Below are 18870 nucleotides of genomic sequence, written 5' to 3'. Positions count from 1 at the left end.
TGCCGCAGTTGGCTGACCGTAATTCCATCGTCCTGGGACCGGTCCAAGCCTGAGAAACGGTCTTGGACCTCGCTTTTGAGCCCAAAGTTCAGGTCTCGAAAGGCGTCCGTGGTGTAAACGGGCCAAAGACGCCCGTTAACGCCACTTTCAGGACGATTCCATTACGGTCAGCCAACTGCTAATCTTAGTTCAGTTTCAAAATAACGTCAGTATCTGAAATTGTGATTGAACATCTTTGATGGTGGTTGTTTTAATCAAAAATTAGTGGTTAATAACCGACTTTAAGAAAGAACGGTCAAAAAATATCGGTGGCGCAAGTTTCGACGATAAAAATGATAAAAAGCAAAATTGGTGTCTGATGAAATTTGACTTTCATCAGACACCAATTTTTGCGTTATATCTCAGTCGCTGGTTTGTTCATGGTTTTAGCGGTCCGTACTCTTAAATTAAATCGAATACTGTAGTGAATGGCATTATGTCAACTGTCCTAGGTCTCAATACATTTTTTGAAATGATAAGTTGATTGGTGATGTTTTGCAGCTTATTGCTAATCGTTTAAGCAAGACTAGTACAAGGCTAAAATGCGATCAACTGCGGGCCCGTACGATTCGCCGAATAAGTTGAGATGGGCGAGTAGATAGTATAGTTGATACATGGGGAGTCGTGACTGCATCCCAGGTTCGAACGGATAGACACTTTGATAGCCGTCGTAAAAGTCGGCGTCGAAGCAACCGAAAATCGTGGTCATTGCTAAATCCATTTCACGGTCGCCATAGAAAACGTCGGGGTCTAATAATACTGGCGTGCCCGCGGCGGTGAAGCTGATGTTGCCGGACCATAAATCACCGTGCAATAAGCTCGGCTTGACCGTGTGGAAATGTGGCGTGTTGAGAATTTTGGTGCGTAGTCGTTGGTAATGGTCGTCGCGTTCAGCGGACCAATGATGATTGCTTTTAGCGAGTTGCACGAGGACGTCTAAGCGTTGTTGCACGTAAAAAGTAGCCCAGTCAGCTTGCCATGTGTTGATTTTAGGAATCTTACCTAGCCGATAATCCGTATCCAGACCAAATTTAGGTGCGGTTTGTTGATGGACTGTTGCGACGGCTTGACCTAACGCGGCTTGTGAGCCGTGACCGGTCGTTAGCCAGCTGAGCAATAAGTAGCCGTCTTGATTAATGGTGCCACTGGCCATGACTTTGGGGGTTGTAACGACCGCTCCGAGTCGATTTAAGCCGTCAATTTCATGGTCGAAAAAGGCCCCGCCACGGTCGGGCTGAACTTTTAAAAAATAACGAGTTTGCGCACTGACTAGTGAAAAAGCCGCATTGATATCACCGCCACCGACTGGTTGGACATCGTGGATGGCGGTTAACGGTAATTGGTGTAGCCAAGTAGTTGATAGTTGCATGATTTAGATCACCTCAAAGTTAGTTGTAACACGAAAGCCAGCGCCCGACTAGTTGCGGGCACTGGCTTTTTAGGAATCTATTGGTTCGCAAAGTAGGTCGTTAAGCCGGCATAAACGGCGTGGGCGACTTCGTTTGGATATTTTTGAGAACTAATGGTTTTAAAGTCGGATTTATCATTGATATAACCTAATTCCATTAGCACTGCGGGTACTGAGTTGTCGCGGATGACTAAGAAGTCCCCAAACTCAATGCCTTTACTCTGAATTGGTAAAGTCGAAACATTACTACTCAATGCTTTGGCTAAACCCATTGAGGTAGATTTGTGGTAATAATACGTCGTGATCCCAGAAGCTTGATTTTTTTCGGGCGAGCTATCAAAGTGGAAGCTAATAAAGGCGTCCGCGTGAACTTTGTTCGCAATGGCGGGCCGGGCACTCAAGCCGACGTACGTATCGCTGTCACGCGTTAAGATAACGTGCGCGCCGGCTGCTCGTAATTTCTTAGCAACGGCTTTGGCCACGCGTAACGTGTATGTTTTTTCCATCTTACCCTTGGCGGATAACGCCCCCGAATCGGAACCCCCGTGCCCCGGGTCGAGCACAATCGTGGCTTCCGAAATATTAGTCGTCTTGTTGAGTTGACTATTATGTTCATTGACGAGCCAACTCGCAATCCAACCAAATTTGTGGTCGGCATACCGCACATATAACCAATTGTTTTTGCGCTTCATGATATGGACCTTGGTCCCTTTAGAAGTCGAATCAGTGATGGCGTAACTAATGCCCGGGCCTTTACGGATGTTAACGTTAGCAATGTTGACCGTCGCCGTGTTGTGGGTGACTAAGATAAAGACAAAGCCCGCCACTAAGCCGATAAAAACTAGTGAGATCAGAATTTGACGCCAAAAGCGTTTTAAAACTTGCATGGATTTCACCAACTATAAATAATTTAAATTTCGTTTGGAATACTCAAATAGTATCACAAAAAATGGCTGTAAAAAACCGAACAACTAAATAATTCTACGGCCGTCAGTTGACTTTTGCCGATATTTCGTGTAACTTTAATCATAAGTTAATAAATCGACCGCAGAGAAAGTAAGAGCATTGTGCAACGCTAACACCAGAGACCGGTAGTGCTGAGAATTCCGGATAGCGAGCAATGAGGAGACGCTTTTGAGGTGAACGAAAAGTTCCGCCTGTGCTAATTACAGACGTTATCAGTTAGTGCTCATAAAGGTGGTACCGCGCAAAAAAGCGCCCTTGATACAATTATCAGGGGTGCTTTTTTTGTCGATTTAATTTAGAGGAGGAAATCATATGAGATATCAACGGCCCAAAGGTACGGCTGACATTTTGCCCGGCGACAGTGAAAAATGGCAATATGTCGAAAAAACCGCACGGGAAGTTTTCAAAACTTACCAATTCAAAGAAATTCGCACGCCAATGTTTGAAAATTTCGAAGTTTTCTCGCGTTCAGCAGGGGATACTTCGGATATTGTCACGAAGGAAATGTACGATTTTCACGATAAAGGTGATCGGCATGTTACGCTGCGCCCAGAAGGTACCGCTGGCGTTGTTCGGGCCTTTGTTGAAAATAAATTATACGGCCCGCAAGTCTTAAAGCCTTATAAAGTTTATTACATGGGACCAATGTTCCGTTATGAACGGCCCCAATCAGGGCGGCTACGCGAATTTCATCAACTCGGGGTGGAAGCTTTTGGTAGCGAAAGTGCCGCTTTAGACGTGGAAGTCATTGCCATGGGCTTCAATTTACTTAAGAAGTTCGGTTTGAATGACTTGAAGTTAGTGATTAATACGTTGGGTGACCAACAAACGCGTGACGATTACCGTCAAGCCTTGATTGATTACTTGGAACCACACTTTGAAGAATTGAGTGATGATTCAAGAGCCCGGTTGCACAAGAATCCATTGCGGGTCCTTGACAGTAAAGCGCCCGAAGATCAAAAATTCGTGGCCGATGCGCCTTCAATTTTGGATTACTTAACGCCCGAAGCTAAAGCGCATTTTGAAGAAGCCAAAGAATTATTGACGGCATTAGATATTCCATTTGAAATTGATGCGAACATGGTCCGTGGTTTGGACTATTACAACCACACCATCTTTGAAATCATGACTAATTCTAAATCGCTCGGTCAAGGTTACACGACGATTTGTGCTGGTGGCCGGTATAACGGGTTAGTTAAAGAACTTGGTGGTCCCGAAACTTCCGGGGTCGGCTTTGGTCTTGGTGTTGAACGACTATTAGTCTTAATGGACGCTGAAAGCATCGAATTCCCAGTCGACAATGACTTAGATGTTTATGTGGTTGGGATTGGCGATGCTGCTAATGCCACTACTTTGAAATTAGCACAAGCGGTGCGTGGGGCTGGTTTGACTGCCGAACGCGATTACTTGAACCGCAAACCAAAAGCGCAATTTAAGAGTGCGGATCGCTTGAACGCGCGTTACACGATGACGGTCGGCGATAGCGAAATCGAAAACGGCGTGGTTAACGTGAAATCGATGGCGACGGGGGAAGAAACCCAAGTCAAGATGGCGGACATTTTCGCTGACGTTAAAAAAGTATTACGCGCAAATTAAGAGGAGGAAGATTAATGAAGCGGACGACTTATGCTGGTTTAGTTAATGAAGATTATCTCGACCAAGAAGTGACCTTACAAGGTTGGGTACAAAAACGCCGGGACTTAGGTCAATTGATTTTTATTGACTTACGGGACCGTGAAGGCATCGTTCAATTAGTATTTAGCCAAGAATTCTCAGCTGATGCTTTAGCCGTAGCGGACAACTTACGGAGTGAATATGTGATTGAAGTGCAAGGGAAAGTGGTTAGCCGGGTCGGCGACGCTATCAACCCGAACATGAAGACTGGGAAAGTCGAAGTCGAAATTCACGATGCTAAAATTTTGAACAAGGCTAAGACCCCACCATTTTACATTCAAGATGATATCAATGTGTCGGATGAATTACGCTTAAAGTATCGTTATTTGGACTTACGTCGCCCAGAAATGCAACGTAACTTGAAGATTCGTAACGGGATTACGCAGGCCGTTCACAGTTATTTCGATGCTAATGGTTTTTATGATATTGAAACGCCATTCTTAACGAAGTCAACGCCAGAAGGGGCACGGGACTACTTAGTACCTTCGCGGATTTATCAAGGTCATTTCTATGCCTTGCCACAATCACCACAATTGTTCAAACAATTGTTGATGGGCGCCGGCTTTGATCGTTATTACCAAATCGCGCGTTGTTTCCGGGATGAAGATTTACGGGGTGACCGTCAACCTGAATTTACCCAAATTGATATGGAAACGTCCTTCTTAACGGCCGAAGAAATCCAAAGTTACACGGAAGGCTTGATTCAACAAGTCATGAAACACGTCAAGGGGATCGACATTCCGGCACCATTTACGCGAATCACGTGGCAAGAATCAATGGAACGCTTCGGTTCTGAAAAACCCGACGTTCGTTTCGACATGGAATTACATGACATGTCCAAAGTCATGGCTGACACCGACTTTAAAGTCTTCTCCGGCGCCGTTAAAAATGGCGGGTTCGTCAAAGCAATTGCCGTTCCTGGTGGGGCTGACAAGTATTCTCGTAAGCAAATCGATGCTTATGGTAGTTACGTTGAACGCTTTGGCGCGAAAGGCTTAGCTTGGATGAAGGTAACCGATGATGGCTTTAGTGGCCCGATTGCTAAGTTCTTCAAAGATGACTTTGAAGCCATTACGGCCGCAGCTGAAGCTAAACCCGGGGACTTGCTCTTATTTGCCGCGGACAGCTTCAAGGTAGTTTCGGATACGTTAGGTTACTTGCGGAAAGCCATCGCCAAGGAACTTGACTTGATTGACGAAAACAAATACGCCTTCTTATGGGTCGTTGACTGGCCATTATTCGAATACGATGAAGGGATTGAACGCTGGGTCCCAGCACATCATCCATTCACGATGCCGAACGAAGAAGATGTGCATTACTTAAATGACGGTGAAGACCCACATCAAGCTCATGCGCAATCTTACGACATCATCTTAAATGGTTACGAACTCGGGGGTGGATCAATCCGGATCCACACTCGTGAACTCCAAGAAAAGATGTTCAAGGCGTTAGACTTCACTAAAGAACGGGCTCAAGAACAATTTGGCTTCTTATTAGATGCCTTAGATATGGGCTTTCCACCGCATGGCGGGTTAGCCATTGGGTTAGACCGTTTCGCCATGTTATTGTCTGGTAACGACAATATCCGCGAAGTTATCGCGTTCCCTAAGAACTCGAAGGCTTCCGAACCAATGACGAATGCGCCAGCACCGGTTTCTGACCAACAATTAGACGATTTAGCCTTAGACATCGAAGCTAAAGCTAAGACGCCTGACGAAGACGACGCTGCTGAAACTAAGTAAGCTGTGCGTGGTGCCGTTGTGCGTCAGCGATAATTCCAGCGGCCGTGGCGACCGGTTCGAGCCTGAGAAGCGGTCTCGAACCTCACTTTGAAGCTCGGCAAAGTTCGCCAATCTTCAAAGATGTCGGTGCCGTAAGCTCGGCCAGAAGCATGCCGAACTAACGGCACGCTCACGGCGGCTTCCATTATCGCTGTCACCCAACTAAACTGATTTCTTATTTAAAATGATGCGACTGCAGTTTTTGTAGTCGCATCATTTGTGTTATCAGCTATTTCTAAATTGTTTTTCACTTCGATTACGGCAATAACTACCATTGCTGACCGCCAATCGCTAACTGGTTTTATCATCTAATCAGTTGTGGTTGACCTTTGCTTCATACATGAATAATGATTATTAAGACTGTATCGAACACATCTTGTGTTAGGTACAGTCTTTTTTTGAGTAACTCGTGCGCAATTGGGTGCTAATGCTAAATTGATAAGGACTGCAGCCGACATAAAAGGTGTGTGCTTGGTCCTTGGTATAAGTATACTGAAATGATGGCATTATATTAATGGCATTACGAAACATTGAAAGTCCGCATTCGAGCTGGACGTTCGTTTTTATTAGTGTTAGATTTAAATTAAAATTTAATTGGAGGAATTTTAATGGCAACTGAAACAGCAATATTTGCGGGCGGATGTTTTTGGTGCATGGTCCAACCATTTGATGAACAACCTGGGATTGAGAGTGTCGTTTCGGGGTATACCGGTGGTCACACTGAGAATCCGACATATAAGCAGGTTAAAGCACATACGACGGGGCACACAGAAGCGGTTAAAATTACTTTTGACCCCGCCATCGTTAGTTATGCCGACTTAGTTGAAATCTATTGGCACCAAACTGATCCCACCGATGCGATGGGACAATTCCAAGACCGGGGCGATAATTATCGGCCAGTTATTTTCGTAAACGGTCCCCAACAACGCCAAATTGCCGAAGCATCCAAGGCTAAATTACAAGCTAGCGAATTGTTCGATAAGCCCATTGTGACGACGATTGAAGATGTCCAACCATTTTATCCGGCGGAAGCAGAACATCAACGCTTCTATAAAAATAATCCGGTCGTCTTTGCCGAACAAGAAGCAGGGGGCCGTGCTGACTTTATTGAACAGTATTGGCAGGATGCCTCGAAAGTAGATTAATATAGTTACGTCGCTATGTGACTTGTTGATTTAATTGCTTAATCAAGTAAACACTACCAACAAACTAATTTTGCCAACTTATCATTAGAAGAACAATTTAGCTGCTAGGCCGGGACAATGCCGCCGTGTCGAAGTCCTTGGCGAGTGTTTTGTGGTCGCCTAGGACTTGCGCCGAGTTGGTTGACTGACGGGGTTGGTCAGGCAGCCAACCGCCCTGAAGACCGTTTTTTGGCTTCAGGTCTGCGCCACCGCGGTGATTGTCCCGGCCTAGCAGCGGTATTTGTCTGTGAGTATTATGAGAAGCGTTAGACTTTTGGTAGAAATCGCCAAAAGCCTGCTGGACGCAGTTTAAGAGTGTTACAATAGCGGAAGCAAATGATAAAGGAGCGCTTAATTAGATGGACGATATCAAGGAGTTGTCCAAACGTCATCGCGACGTCGTCAAGGCGTCAACGGCATTTACGTATGCCATTTTAGTTTCCGTGGCCATGAACTTTTTCTGGACGCCCGGGCATATTTATTCTTCTGGGATTACCGGGCTAGCTCAGTTAATTAACAGTTTAATGACCAAGTTTTTACCGTTCCAATTGTCTACCGCCATTCTTTTATTCTTATTAAACGTGCCAATGTTTATTATTGCTTGGCGCTCAATCGGTCACCGCTTTACGGTATACACGTTTTTAGCGGTTGCTTTATCTAGTATCATGATCAAAGTCGTGGCGCCCGAAAGCTTGACGCATGACCCGATTATTTGTGCGATTTTCGGGGGGGCGTTAAACGGTTTTGGGACCGGGACGGCGCTTAAAAACGGGATTTCTACTGGGGGGCTCGATATTATCGGGCTGGTCATTCGCCGTAAAACGGGTCGCAGCATTGGGACGATCAATATGGCGTTTAATGCCATCATCGTGTTAGCAGCCGGTGCCGTTTATGGTTGGCCCTATGCCTTTTACTCCGCACTGGGACTACTGGTTAACGGGCGGGTCATGGATATGACATATACCCGTCAGCAAAAGATGCAAGTGATGATTATTACGAGTCGGCCCAAAACCGTGATTGATTCGGTGCAAAACCGGATTCGACGGGGCGTAACTATCGTGCACAACGCCGAAGGGGCCTATGCGCATGATGATAAAACGATTTTATTTACGGTCATTACCCGTTATGAAATGAATGAATTAAAAGCCGCGATGGCGGAGTCTGATCCGCACGCTTTTGTCAGCATTTCCGATACCGTGAAAATCTTGGGTCATTTTTATGAGCCCAAGCCATAAAATGGAAGTCAACCCGGGGATGGGTTGGCTTTTTTAGTGAAATTGTAAGTTCATATAAACGAACACAAACTGTGTTATCACGGTAATTTTTTTAAATAATTAAGCTTTTAATAATATCGTAAGTGGAAATATAAAGTATGCTATAATGACATGTTGTATTTCCACGGTGTGAAAGGGTGGCCATTTTGAAAAAAGCAATTTATTTATGGCTGGTACGTTGCATGTCGTGGTTGGCGCATTTTAAAACGTCAACGCGCGTGATTTATTTGATGAGCTTTGCGGATAATTTGGACTTTATTCGGGAACTTAATCAGCGCGTCCCGGGTCGCTTAACGGTGTATTACCAACCGTCAACGGCTACGGGGGCGGCGCAACTAGTGGCGGAAGGGATTGCCACACAGCCGTTTCATGATTCAATGCAGTTTGCCTTAACCGGGGTGCCGGTCTTAACCCAAGCGACGGATATTTATGTCGATAATTATTTCGCCTTTACGGCCGGTCTCAAACGACGTTCGGGGCAACGCTTGATTCAGTTATGGCATGCCGGTGGGGCCGTCAAAGCCTTTGGTTGGGGTGATCCGCAGACTAAACAGCGGACGCCGGAAGACCAGCGGCGTTTTCAACAAGTGTACGACCACATTACCGATTACGTGGTTGGATCACGCAAGATGGGGCAAGTATTTGCCGAATCGTACCAAGTGCCAATGTCGCGGATGCGCGTGCTTGGTTATCCGCGGTCAGACCGTTACCGTCAGGCGCCATGGGTCAAAACGACCCAAGCGGCGATTTATGCGCAATACCCCGAATTTCGCGATACTGAAGTGATTTTATATGCGCCGACGTATCGTGCGGGGGTCACTTTTGAACTACCGACTGATTTTGGTGAGCTAAACTTAGCACCTAATCAGCGGCTAGTCATTAAGTTACACCCTCATCTAGCGGACCAAGCGGAAAAATTGCGACAACAATATCCGCAATTGGTGACGTTAGTGCCAGACTTTACTACAGACGAGTTGTTAACGGTTACCAATACGTTGATCAGTGACTATTCGTCAGTTATTTTTGACTATGCGCTCTTGCCAAATTGTCAAAAAATGGTATTCTATGTCTTTGACTGGCAGAGTTACCAGGTTGATGTTGGGTTACAGGCTGACTTTGAACAGTGGGCTCCGGGGCCGTTCGTAAAGACGACGTCCGAATTGAACCGGGAATTGGCGGCCCCGGCGAAGCCACTTAAATTGACAGCCTTCAACGAACTATGGAATACTCGTAATGATGGTCAAGCAACCAAGCGCACCTTAGCTTATTTTTATCAAAAATAAACCATTAGTTTCAATGATAGATAGGGAGTGTCAGTGCCTTGAAAGAGGTCGTATCAATTATTAAAGAACAATTCCAGAACTGGGGAATTATTTGGCGGATCTCCAATTATGAAGATCAAGCTAGTTATCAAAACCATTATCTGGGGTTGGCTTGGGAATATTTATACCCGTTAATTCAGATTGCTATTTACTGGATCGTCTTCTCTGGCGGTTTCAAAAAAGGTAGTAACTTGAATGGTGTCTCTTACTTGATGTGGATGGTTATCGGGATTACGCCATGGTTCTTCATGAACCGGGCAGTCTTAGATGGTTCGAAGAGTATTTATCAACGGGTCAACATGGTTTCCAAAATGAAGTTCCCCGTATCCGTATTGCCGTCAATTCGGATTATCGGTAATTTGAACGCTTTTTGGACGATGTTAATCTTCTCAATCGCCTTAGGGTTCTTCAATAACATTTACCCATCATTGGCGTGGTTACAATGGATTTACTATTTCTTCGCCATGTTGTGTTTAATGTTTGCGTTGAGTATCTTTAACTCAACCGTTTCGGTCCTTGTGCGGGACTGGCAAATCTTGTTGCAATCCATTATGCGGATGCTATTTTACTTATCTGGGGTTTTATTCAACTTCCAAACGACTGGTTTCCCAGCACCGTTTGTCCGGATTCTTGAATTGAATCCATTCTGGTATATCATTTCCGGGTTCCGGGAATCGATGTTCCAACAAAGTTCAATGTTTAGTCGGCCAATCTTAACGTTAGTTTTCTGGGGCTTCGTGCTCTTCATGTTATTGGTTGGTTCTCACTTACATTACAAGTTCCGTTCACGTTTCGTGGATATGATTTAATTTAAAAAATAATGATGACTGCGTCGGCTATGCTGATGTGGTCATTTTTTTGTATAATGGCAGTATGCAGGCTTATGCGTTCGGTAACGCTAAGCAACCAATTAGTGAAGGATGGGATGTTATGTTACGACTAGGTTCACATGTCTCAATGAAAGCGCCCAAAATGTTGTTAGGTTCGGCGCAAGAAGCCGTCAGTTATGGTGCCAATACCTTTATGGTGTATACAGGAGCGCCCCAAAACACGCGGCGTAAACCAATCGACGAATTAAATATTGAAGCGGCCAAACCGGTTATGGCGGAACATGATTTGCAACAAATCGTGGTGCATGCGCCGTATATCGTTAACCTTGGTAATACGACCAAGCCGGGTTATTTCGAGTTTGCCACCGACTTCTTGTATCATGAAATCGAACGCGCCGAAGCCGTGGGTGCGACTCAGTTGACACTGCATCCGGGTGCCCATGTCGGCGCGGGTGCGGACGTCGCCATCGCCCAAATTGCGAAGGGCTTGAATGAAGTGATTCGTCCGGACCAAAAGATTCAAATCGCCATTGAAACGATGGCTGGCAAAGGAACGGAAGTCGGCCGGACCTTTGAAGAAATTGCTCAGATGATTGACGGCGTGACTTACAATGAAAAACTATCGGTGACATTTGATACGTGTCATACGAGTGACGCCGGTTATGATATTAAAAATGATTTTGATGGTGTTTTAAATGAATTCGACCACGTGATTGGGTTAGACCGGTTAAAAGTGATTCATCTGAACGATTCAAAAAATCCGCAAGGTGCGCATAAAGACCGACATACCAATATTGGGATGGGGACGCTCGGGTTTGACGCGTTGAACTATGTTTGCCATCATCCGCAATTGGATAATATTAGTAAAATCTTGGAAACACCGTATGTCGGTGAAGATAAGAAACATCAACATGCGCCGTACAAGTACGAAATCGCAATGCTGAAAGCCGGCAAATTCAACGATAATTTGATTGATGATATTGAAAATGAACGTTAAATAATGGTTAGGGATTGTAGGAAATATCAAAATATGCTTTATACTCCCTTTATAACCATGCTTGATTGAAAGCGTACAATATCTTTAAACGTCGCTTCAGTAGGTCAACCAACTAGCGATCCTTGCTAGTTGGTTAAAGCGTGTTCAGAATTCAAAGGATGATAGTTGGCAAGCTAATTACAATTTTCAATGGCATAAAGTAACGCGCTAACCAGGGTTAGCGCGCTTTTTATATGTCGAAAAAACGATCTTAGTGTATGATGACTAATGAAATATTAATAGGAGGAATTAATTTATGGAATTGAAAGATAAAAGTATTTTAATCGTCGGCGGAACATCGGGCTTTGGTGAAACGGTTGCCAAGCAGGCCTTAGGGCAACAAGCTAACGTACATATTATTGGTCATCGCCAAGATCATGTGGATGCCGCTATTGCGCGATTACAAGCGACACCTGGTCACGTGACAGGAACGGCTTTAGATGCGCAAAACATCGACCAACTAACGGCGTTTTTTACGCAACACCCGCAATTTGACCACATTTTATCGTTTTTAGGTGGCGCGATGGGTGGCGGCTTTTTGGATAACTCGGTGGCCGATATTCGGGCAGCCATTGAAGCAAAGTTCTTTGCCAACTTACAGTTAGCACAAGTGGCCGCTAACCATCTTGCTGACCACGGTTCCTTGATTATGACCTCTGGTGCGGGTGGGCACCCGTATGATGCATCCGGTGCGATTGTCGGTAATCAGGCCATCAACACACTGGTTGAGGGCTTAGCTGTTGAAATGGCGCCTAACTATCGGGTTAACGCGGTGGCGCCAACTTGGACACCGACGGGCTTATGGCGCAATCTGTCGGCGACTCAAGTTGAGGAACAAGCGGCTAACTTTGCGACCGGTGTGCCGTTGAAACGCGTGGCCACGAAAGATGAAGTGGCGAGCGCCTACCTTTATTTGATGCAAAATGAGTTTGTCACCGGTCAATGCCTGCATGTTGATGGAGGCGTTGATTTAGGCGTTAAGTCCTAAAAAAATCACGTTAACCGTTAGTGGTTAGCGTGATTTTTTGGATGTTTAATTTTCGGCATTACTACCTAAACTTTCGGTAATTAAGGTGGCCGTTTCTTCAATGGATTTATTAGCAACATTGATAACTAAACAGCCAATCTTTTTGAAGATGTTGTCAGCATAGTCTAATTCAGCACGAATCTTATCCGTATTGGAATAAACCGTATCGGGATTTAACCCGTATTGGACCATCCGTTGACGGCGAATATCGTTTAATTTTTCGGGATCGTTAGTTAAACCGAAAACCTTCTTTGGATCAACTTTCCAAATTTCATCCGGAATTTGGGCTTGTGGCACGAGTGGTAAATTAGCGACTTTCAAGTTACGGTTCGCTAAGTATAGTGACAATGGGGTCTTCGATGTCCGTGAAACCCCGAGTAAGACCACGTCGGCTTCCAAAAATCCGGATGGGTTCTTACCATCATCATAAGTTACGGCAAATTCAATCGCGTTGATGCGGTCAAAGTAGTTGTTATTTAACGCGTGGACTGTCCCGGGACGATTGGCGGGGGTCACGTGGGTTAATTGTGAGAATGTATCTAAAGCCGGTGTGAGGACGTCGTAATACATTAATTGATGTTTTTCGCAGTAGTCGTGAGCTTGCACGCTAAGTTGCCGATCGACAAAAGTAAAGAAAATAGCGGCGCCGGCTTTTTCGGCTTGGGCAAGGACCGTTTCTAATAGTGATGATGTCCGGACAAACGGGAACCGTTGATAGTTAATTTTATATTCTGAAAATTGAGCCGCGGCGGCTTCGGCAACAGAATGGGCGGTTTCACCGACGGAATCGGAGAGAATAAAAACTTTTATTTCTGACATAGACAAAACCTCATTTCGGTATCATTAATGTCTTAAGTGTAGCATAGCACCGGCATTATGAAAACGATTTACGGCTTGCCAGAATAACTATTTATTGGATTAATTTCAATATTCCTTAAACTTTTGTTGACGCCCTTTTTGGATTTATGTATAATTTACTAGAACAGTTGTATTGTGTAAGTATGCATAATTTAACGGTTACTTTTTAAGCTCGGAGGGAGGGAATTTTAATATGGCAAAAACAGTCGTTCGTAAAAACGAATCTCTTGATGATGCTCTTCGTCGCTTTAAACGTACCGTTTCAAAAAGTGGTACTTTACAAGAATACCGCAAACGGGAATTTTACGAAAAACCAAGTGTGAAGAAGAAGTTAAAATCTGAAGCAGCTCGGAAGCGTAAGAACCGTCGTCGTTTCAAGTAATTAGACCATCTAATTGAAACTTGATACGAGGGGGAAATCCAATGAGTTTAGTTGATACACTCAATGGTGATCTTAAAGCTGCCATGAAAGCACGCGATAAGCAAAGCCTTAGCGTGATTCGGATGCTTAAGTCAGCATTGATGAATGAACAAATCAATGCGGGCCACGATTTGACGGACGAAGAAGCAGTGAGCGTGGTTTCACGTGAACTGAAGCAACGTAAAGAATCATTAAGCGAATTCGAAAGCGCCAATCGCCAAGACCTAGTCGACGGCGTTAAGGCAGAAATTGCAATTGTTGAAAAGTATATGCCTAAGCAATTATCAGCTGATGAAGTTGAAGCCATTGTGAAGGAAACGATTCAACAAGTCGGGGCCACCAATAAAGGTGACTTTGGTAAAGTGATGGGTGCTGTCATGCCAAAGCTCAAGGGCCAGGCAGATGGCAAGCTTATCAATCAAACAGTTAAATCATTATTGAATTAACAGTTAACCAGAGAATTTATTCTCTGGTTTTTTTATGCGCTTTAATCGGTGGTGGTTGCCGCAGTTGGCTGACCGTAATTCCATCGTCCTGGGACCGGTCCAAACCTGAGGAGCGATCTTGGACCTCGCTTTTGAGCCTACAACCCGAGTCTCAAAAGACGTCCGTGATGTAAACGGCCAAAAAACGCCCGTTAACACCACTTTCAGGACGATTCCATGACGGTCAGCCAACTGCTAGTCTCAGCTCGGTTTCAAAATAACGTAAGTATATGAAATTGTGACTGAACATTTTTGATGGTGGTTGTTCGAGTCAAAAATTAGCCGTTAATAACCGACGCTTACACGGCGGCTTCCATTACCGCTGACCACCAACTAATTTTTTGTATCAAATAATGATTTCGACTTCCGAACGCAATTTTGAGTGTCTGTTTAGAAGTTATGCTGAATATGCATAGATAATGTGCTTGTCGGTTCATAGCTGTATCAGGGCGTATCTTGGTGTTGCTTGTGGTTTCACTAAATCATCAAGTGATATTGTGCTTGAAATAGTAAGCGCTATGTGCAATCGCCGCACCCAACATTAAATACATATGCAATCCGTTAGCTAAGAATCACATATTAGCCGGTCGCCACTAGGTTGGGCGTCGTGTCGCAACAAGGGGTTGGCGGGCTTGGCCAATTCCTTGTTGGGGCCGTCTTTTAAGACCGACAGCGGGTTATGGTTGGGCTTAAAAGCGCCCGTGAGACCGCTCTATGGCTCACGGGTTGCCCCACGACGCCCAACCTAGTGGCGACCGGCGGCAATCAGCACGTTAACTAGACGCGCAACAGATAGCGAGAGTGGTCGTACCACGGCTTTTATGCTATGATTAGTTAACAAAAGTCGGTGACCGGCTTGTTGGTCATCGGTGCCATTGACGTGTGCAATGGCGTTAAATCTGTCAATAAAGGAGTCCATGTTTTTGACCGAAAACTCAAAATATGAACAAAAATTTCTCATTGCTGATCCAAGCCAATCAGTCGCTTTATTGGGACCAGAAGACCAACATCTAGCATTGCTAGAAGATGGCCTACACGTGAATTTGCATGTGTTTGGTGATCAGATGACCATCAGCGGTGATGACGAAGAAGCCGTTCATAAAACCCAAGCTGTCTTAGATAATTTAACTAGTTTAATCAAGCAAGGCATCCAAATCGGAGCCCCCGACGTGATTAGCGCCATCAAAATGGTCAATCGCGGGACGTTGGATTATTTTAAAGACTTATATGCGGAGACCTTGATTAAAGATAATCGGGGTCGTCCCATTCGGGTCAAGAACTTTGGCCAACGGCAGTATGTGCAAGCCGTTGATAAAAGTGATATTACGTTCGGAATTGGACCGGCGGGGACTGGGAAGACTTATCTAGCGGTCGTGATGGCGATTGCCGCCTTGAAACGCGGCGACGTGGAAAAATTAATCTTGACGCGACCAGCCGTTGAAGCCGGTGAAAGCTTAGGCTTCTTACCCGGGGATTTAAAAGAAAAAGTTGACCCATATTTGCGGCCAATTTACGATGCTTTATATGATATTTATGGTGCCGAACATACGCAACGCTTGATGGACCGCGGGGTAATTGAAATTGCACCGTTGGCCTATATGCGTGGGCGGACGTTGGACCATGCCTTTGTCATTTTAGATGAAGCCCAAAATACCACGAACATGCAGATGAAGATGTTCTTAACACGGTTAGGTTTTGGGTCCAAGATGATTGTTAACGGCGATATTTCCCAAATTGACTTGCCCCGCAATACGACGAGTGGGTTGATTCAAGCCGAACATATTTTACAAGATATTAGTAACATTACGTTTGTTAAATTTACGGCCGATGACGTGGTTCGTAATCCAGTCGTGGCCAAGATTATTACGGCCTATGATGCTGGCGAACAACGTTAAACGGAGGCACTCATGGATTTAGAATTATACGATCAAACTAAAGACGGCGCGCGCGACGCCGATTTACAAGAAGTTCGCGATTTAATCGCCTTAGCAGGCAAAACGTTAGCGTTGAAAGATGACACCGAAGTTTCAGTCACGTTAATGAATAACGATGATATTCAAAAAATTAACGAAGAATATCGTGGCGTTGATCGGCCAACTGACGTGATTAGTTTTGCGATGAATGACGATGACGAAGATGATTTAATTGTGATGGACCCAGAAATGGCCGCTGAAATGCCGTTAAATCTTGGGGATATCATGATTTCAGTCGATAAAGTTGATGAACAAGCGGCCTTCTTGAAGCATTCGCGTGAACGTGAACTCGGCTATCTAGTCGTGCACGGATTCTTGCATTTGAATGGCTATGACCATTTACAACCGGATGACGAAAAAGAAATGTTTGGCTTGCAACGTCAAATCTTAGATGCTTATGGCCTCGCAAAATAGGCCGCAAAAGCCCCAAGTTGGCAAGAACCACAGCTTTTGGCAATCGTGGCTCCACGCTTGGAATGGCTTAAAAACCGTGGTGATTGAAGAACGCAATATGCGCACCCACTTGGTTTTAGGGGCGGTGGCGTTATTAGTTGGCTGGTGGTGTGATTTAAGTGTCAATCAGTGGTTATGGCTATGTTTGGCCATCTTCTTAGTGATGCTTTGTGAAATCAACAACACGATTGCTGAAAATATATGTGACTTGATTACCGGGCCACATTATCATCCGTTAGCAAAAAAAGTTAAAGATATTGCCGCTGGTGCGGTCGTATTTTCCGCCGCCTTTGCCGTGTTAGTCGGGGTCATCTTATTTGGCCCGATTATTTGGCATTGGTTGATGGTGCGGTAAATTAGAGAGGAAATTATAAAATGGCAGAACAACCAGCATTTCATTCCGGCTTCGTTTCCATCATTGGCCGGCCTAACGTGGGGAAATCTACGTTATTAAATCGAATCGTCGGGCAAAAAGTAGCGATTATGTCTGATAAAGCGCAAACGACACGGAACACGATTCAAGGGATTTATACGACTAAAGACACGCAAATGGTCTTTATCGATACGCCCGGGATTCATAAGCCCCATAGTCGTTTGGGGGACTTCATGGTAAAGTCCGCCTTGTCAACTTTAGGCGAAGTGGACGCCATCATGTTTATGATTAACGCGGACCAACGCCGTGGGGCCGGTGATAACTTTATCATCGAACGTTTAAAGGCCGTTAAGAAGCCGATTTATTTAATCATCAACAAGATTGACCAAATCCATCCTGACCATTTATTGGAAATTATGGATCAATATAAAGATGCCTTACCTTGGGCCGACATTTTTCCAATTTCGGCCTTAGAAGGGAACAACGTTGACGAATTATTGACGACGTTGAAGTCGAAATTACCAGAAGGGCCACAATATTATCCTTCTGACCAAATTACCGACCATCCGGAACGGTTTATCATTTCCGAATTGATTCGCGAAAAAGTTTTAGAATTGACGCGTCAAGAAGTGCCGCATTCAACCGCGGTAGTGATTGACTCGATTAAACGCCAAGACGAAGAAAAGATTCATATTCAAGCGACGATTATTATCGAACGGTCTTCCCAAAAAGGCATTATTATCGGTAAAGGTGGGAGTATGCTCAAGAAGATCGGTTCGATGGCCCGTCGCGACATCGAAACGTTGTTAGGTGACAAAGTTTATTTGGAATTATGGGTCAAAGTCCAAGAAAATTGGAAAGACCGCGAAAACTTATTGGCAAGCTACGGCTATCGCCAAGACGATTATTAAAAGTATCAGGTGAGTAAATGGCCCGACAAATGGTGACCAATTTCAACGGTATCTTACTTTTTCGGCGGGACTATCGTGAACGCGACATGCTGATTAAGTTTTTGACTGAAGAATATGGTAAAAAAATGTTTTACATTCGCGGGGCCCGACGTCGCGGCTTTAAAATGGCGGCCGAACTCTTGCCATTTACGATGGGCGAATACGTCGGTGACTTGCGCGATGAAGGCTTGTCCTATATCAATAGCGTTAAAACCGTGCAATATTTTGAACAAATCAGTCAAGATATTGGGTTAAACGCCTATGCGACGTACGTGATGAACTTAATTGACGTGGCGTTTCCCGACAACCAACCGTTAGGCCGCTGGTATCAGCAATTAACCAGTGCTTTACAGTTGATTGACCAAGATGTTGCACCAGCGTTAATTGCCAACGTCATCGAGATTCAGCTGTTAGGCGTCTTTGGGGTGCAACCGGAGTTACGTTGGTGCGCGGTCTGTGGGCGCCAAGACTTACCGTTTGATTATTCGGAAAGTTACGGTGGCTTGTTGTGCCAACAACATTGGCATTTAGACCCGCATCGGTTACACGCGAGTCAGGCGGCTATCTTTTACTTACGCAAGTTTTCGGTGCTCGATCTATCTAAAGTGCACTCGATGCAAGTTAAGCCAACGACCACGACGCAGTTACGGCACATTTTAGACGAAATTTACAACAATTCCGTCGGTTTACGGCTGAAGTCCAAACGGTTCATCGACCAAATGGGCAGCTGGTATCAACCACTCAAGCCCCGTGATGACGACGATTCAAAACAAAGTTAGTAGAATCTAGTTGGAATTGCCGTTGTGGGTCAGCGGT

At 44.9% G+C, this 18870-nt stretch carries 19 protein-coding genes; 15 read left to right on the top strand and 4 right to left on the bottom strand.

What is annotated here, in order from left to right; all coding sequences use genetic code 11:
* Positions 1-565: 565 nt before the first annotated feature.
* Both DY78_RS04505 and DY78_RS04500 read right to left on the bottom strand, forming a co-directional pair.
* Positions 566-1408 carry a fructosamine kinase family protein gene (locus DY78_RS04505; protein ID WP_024624886.1) on the bottom strand — a complete coding sequence of 281 codons (843 nt, stop codon included), beginning with the start codon at positions 1406-1408 and terminating at the stop codon, positions 566-568.
* Positions 1409-1485: 77 nt separating this feature from the next.
* Entirely contained in the window at positions 1486-2334 is an 849-nt protein-coding gene (locus DY78_RS04500) for an N-acetylmuramoyl-L-alanine amidase family protein (RefSeq protein WP_024624887.1), read from the bottom strand.
* Between the two features lie 391 nt (positions 2335-2725).
* Here DY78_RS04500 and hisS point away from each other — a divergent pair, with 391 nt between their 5' ends.
* Together hisS and aspS are read left to right on the top strand one after the other, a co-directional pair.
* Positions 2726-4009 carry a histidine--tRNA ligase gene (gene hisS, locus DY78_RS04495; RefSeq protein WP_024624888.1) on the top strand — a complete coding sequence of 428 codons (1284 nt, stop codon included), beginning with the start codon at positions 2726-2728 and terminating at the stop codon, positions 4007-4009.
* A 14-nt stretch (positions 4010-4023) separates the two neighbouring features.
* Positions 4024-5829 (top strand): aspartate--tRNA ligase, encoded by a 1806-nt coding sequence (gene aspS / locus DY78_RS04490; RefSeq protein WP_024624889.1) that lies wholly within the window; start codon positions 4024-4026, stop codon positions 5827-5829.
* A gap of 23 nt (positions 5830-5852) precedes the next feature.
* Here the strand turns inward: aspS and DY78_RS16010 are convergent, their stop codons facing one another.
* Complete coding sequence (locus DY78_RS16010) at positions 5853-6014, bottom strand: hypothetical protein (protein WP_156093443.1); 162 nt, start codon at positions 6012-6014, stop codon at positions 5853-5855.
* A 462-nt stretch (positions 6015-6476) separates the two neighbouring features.
* Between DY78_RS16010 and msrA the strand changes: the two genes are divergently transcribed.
* From msrA to DY78_RS04460, 6 genes are all read left to right on the top strand, one after another.
* Complete coding sequence (gene msrA / locus DY78_RS04485; RefSeq protein ID WP_024624890.1) at positions 6477-7013, top strand: peptide-methionine (S)-S-oxide reductase MsrA; 537 nt, start codon at positions 6477-6479, stop codon at positions 7011-7013.
* Between the two features lie 398 nt (positions 7014-7411).
* Positions 7412-8287, top strand: a complete 876-nt coding sequence (locus tag DY78_RS04480; RefSeq protein ID WP_024624891.1) for a YitT family protein — start codon at positions 7412-7414, stop codon at positions 8285-8287.
* 176 nt (positions 8288-8463) lie between these two features.
* Positions 8464-9609: a CDP-glycerol glycerophosphotransferase family protein gene (locus DY78_RS04475; protein ID WP_029778987.1), complete on the top strand. Its 1146-nt coding sequence runs from the start codon at positions 8464-8466 to the stop codon at positions 9607-9609.
* 38 nt (positions 9610-9647) lie between these two features.
* On the top strand, positions 9648-10457 hold the full coding sequence (locus tag DY78_RS04470; RefSeq protein WP_024624893.1) for an ABC transporter permease: 810 nt from the start codon (positions 9648-9650) through the stop codon (positions 10455-10457).
* 121 nt (positions 10458-10578) lie between these two features.
* Positions 10579-11475 carry a deoxyribonuclease IV gene (locus DY78_RS04465; protein WP_024624894.1) on the top strand — a complete coding sequence of 299 codons (897 nt, stop codon included), beginning with the start codon at positions 10579-10581 and terminating at the stop codon, positions 11473-11475.
* 295 nt (positions 11476-11770) lie between these two features.
* Positions 11771-12502: an SDR family oxidoreductase gene (locus DY78_RS04460; RefSeq protein WP_024624895.1), complete on the top strand. Its 732-nt coding sequence runs from the start codon at positions 11771-11773 to the stop codon at positions 12500-12502.
* Between the two features lie 45 nt (positions 12503-12547).
* Here the strand turns inward: DY78_RS04460 and DY78_RS04455 are convergent, their stop codons facing one another.
* Complete coding sequence (locus DY78_RS04455) at positions 12548-13360, bottom strand: pyruvate, water dikinase regulatory protein (RefSeq protein ID WP_024624896.1); 813 nt, start codon at positions 13358-13360, stop codon at positions 12548-12550.
* Positions 13361-13592: 232 nt separating this feature from the next.
* Here DY78_RS04455 and rpsU point away from each other — a divergent pair, with 232 nt between their 5' ends.
* The 7 genes from rpsU to recO all read left to right on the top strand — a co-directional run bounded on the left by rpsU (position 13593) and on the right by recO (position 18833).
* Positions 13593-13781: a 30S ribosomal protein S21 gene (gene rpsU / locus DY78_RS04450; RefSeq protein ID WP_003638914.1), complete on the top strand. Its 189-nt coding sequence runs from the start codon at positions 13593-13595 to the stop codon at positions 13779-13781.
* Positions 13782-13822: 41 nt separating this feature from the next.
* Positions 13823-14266 (top strand): GatB/YqeY domain-containing protein, encoded by a 444-nt coding sequence (locus DY78_RS04445; RefSeq protein WP_024624897.1) that lies wholly within the window; start codon positions 13823-13825, stop codon positions 14264-14266.
* Between the two features lie 956 nt (positions 14267-15222).
* On the top strand, positions 15223-16200 hold the full coding sequence (locus DY78_RS04440) for a PhoH family protein (protein WP_029778988.1): 978 nt from the start codon (positions 15223-15225) through the stop codon (positions 16198-16200).
* A 12-nt stretch (positions 16201-16212) separates the two neighbouring features.
* Positions 16213-16692 (top strand): rRNA maturation RNase YbeY, encoded by a 480-nt coding sequence (ybeY, locus tag DY78_RS04435; RefSeq protein WP_024624899.1) that lies wholly within the window; start codon positions 16213-16215, stop codon positions 16690-16692.
* Positions 16676-17086: a diacylglycerol kinase family protein gene (locus tag DY78_RS04430; RefSeq protein ID WP_024624900.1), complete on the top strand. Its 411-nt coding sequence runs from the start codon at positions 16676-16678 to the stop codon at positions 17084-17086. Before ybeY ends, DY78_RS04430 begins: the two co-directional genes overlap by 17 nt.
* Positions 17087-17106: 20 nt before the next feature.
* The gene (gene era / locus DY78_RS04425) at positions 17107-18015 is read left to right on the top strand and encodes a GTPase Era (RefSeq protein ID WP_024624901.1); all 909 of its coding nucleotides are present in this window, start codon (positions 17107-17109) and stop codon (positions 18013-18015) included.
* 17 nt (positions 18016-18032) lie between these two features.
* A complete protein-coding gene (gene recO, locus DY78_RS04420; RefSeq protein ID WP_024624902.1) occupies positions 18033-18833 on the top strand; it encodes a DNA repair protein RecO in 801 nt (266 codons plus the stop codon).
* Positions 18834-18870: the final 37 nt, after the last annotated feature.

It is taken from the genome of Lactiplantibacillus fabifermentans DSM 21115, from assembly GCF_000498955.2.
GTDB lineage: Bacteria > Bacillota > Bacilli > Lactobacillales > Lactobacillaceae > Lactiplantibacillus > Lactiplantibacillus fabifermentans.
This window is presented reverse-complemented; position numbering and strand designations above follow the sequence as displayed.

What these genes read in the sequence shown, in the direction of transcription:
- hisS (WP_024624888.1), top strand. Translation starts at nt 2,726, where the DNA reads ATGAGATATCAACGGCCCAAAGGTACGGCTGACATTTTGCCCGGCGAC.
- aspS (WP_024624889.1), top strand. Translation starts at nt 4,024, where the DNA reads ATGAAGCGGACGACTTATGCTGGTTTAGTTAATGAAGATTATCTCGAC.
- DY78_RS04430 (WP_024624900.1), top strand. Translation starts at nt 16,676, where the DNA reads ATGGCCTCGCAAAATAGGCCGCAAAAGCCCCAAGTTGGCAAGAACCAC.
- DY78_RS04455 (WP_024624896.1), bottom strand. Translation starts at nt 13,360, where the DNA reads ATGTCAGAAATAAAAGTTTTTATTCTCTCCGATTCCGTCGGTGAAACC.
- msrA (WP_024624890.1), top strand. Translation starts at nt 6,477, where the DNA reads ATGGCAACTGAAACAGCAATATTTGCGGGCGGATGTTTTTGGTGCATG.
- DY78_RS04460 (WP_024624895.1), top strand. Translation starts at nt 11,771, where the DNA reads ATGGAATTGAAAGATAAAAGTATTTTAATCGTCGGCGGAACATCGGGC.
- DY78_RS04465 (WP_024624894.1), top strand. Translation starts at nt 10,579, where the DNA reads ATGTTACGACTAGGTTCACATGTCTCAATGAAAGCGCCCAAAATGTTG.
- DY78_RS04480 (WP_024624891.1), top strand. Translation starts at nt 7,412, where the DNA reads ATGGACGATATCAAGGAGTTGTCCAAACGTCATCGCGACGTCGTCAAG.
- DY78_RS04440 (WP_029778988.1), top strand. Translation starts at nt 15,223, where the DNA reads ATGTTTTTGACCGAAAACTCAAAATATGAACAAAAATTTCTCATTGCT.
- ybeY (WP_024624899.1), top strand. Translation starts at nt 16,213, where the DNA reads ATGGATTTAGAATTATACGATCAAACTAAAGACGGCGCGCGCGACGCC.
- DY78_RS04445 (WP_024624897.1), top strand. Translation starts at nt 13,823, where the DNA reads ATGAGTTTAGTTGATACACTCAATGGTGATCTTAAAGCTGCCATGAAA.
- rpsU (WP_003638914.1), top strand. Translation starts at nt 13,593, where the DNA reads ATGGCAAAAACAGTCGTTCGTAAAAACGAATCTCTTGATGATGCTCTT.
- DY78_RS16010 (WP_156093443.1), bottom strand. Translation starts at nt 6,014, where the DNA reads ATGGAAGCCGCCGTGAGCGTGCCGTTAGTTCGGCATGCTTCTGGCCGA.
- recO (WP_024624902.1), top strand. Translation starts at nt 18,033, where the DNA reads ATGGCCCGACAAATGGTGACCAATTTCAACGGTATCTTACTTTTTCGG.
- DY78_RS04505 (WP_024624886.1), bottom strand. Translation starts at nt 1,408, where the DNA reads ATGCAACTATCAACTACTTGGCTACACCAATTACCGTTAACCGCCATC.
- DY78_RS04500 (WP_024624887.1), bottom strand. Translation starts at nt 2,334, where the DNA reads ATGCAAGTTTTAAAACGCTTTTGGCGTCAAATTCTGATCTCACTAGTT.
- era (WP_024624901.1), top strand. Translation starts at nt 17,107, where the DNA reads ATGGCAGAACAACCAGCATTTCATTCCGGCTTCGTTTCCATCATTGGC.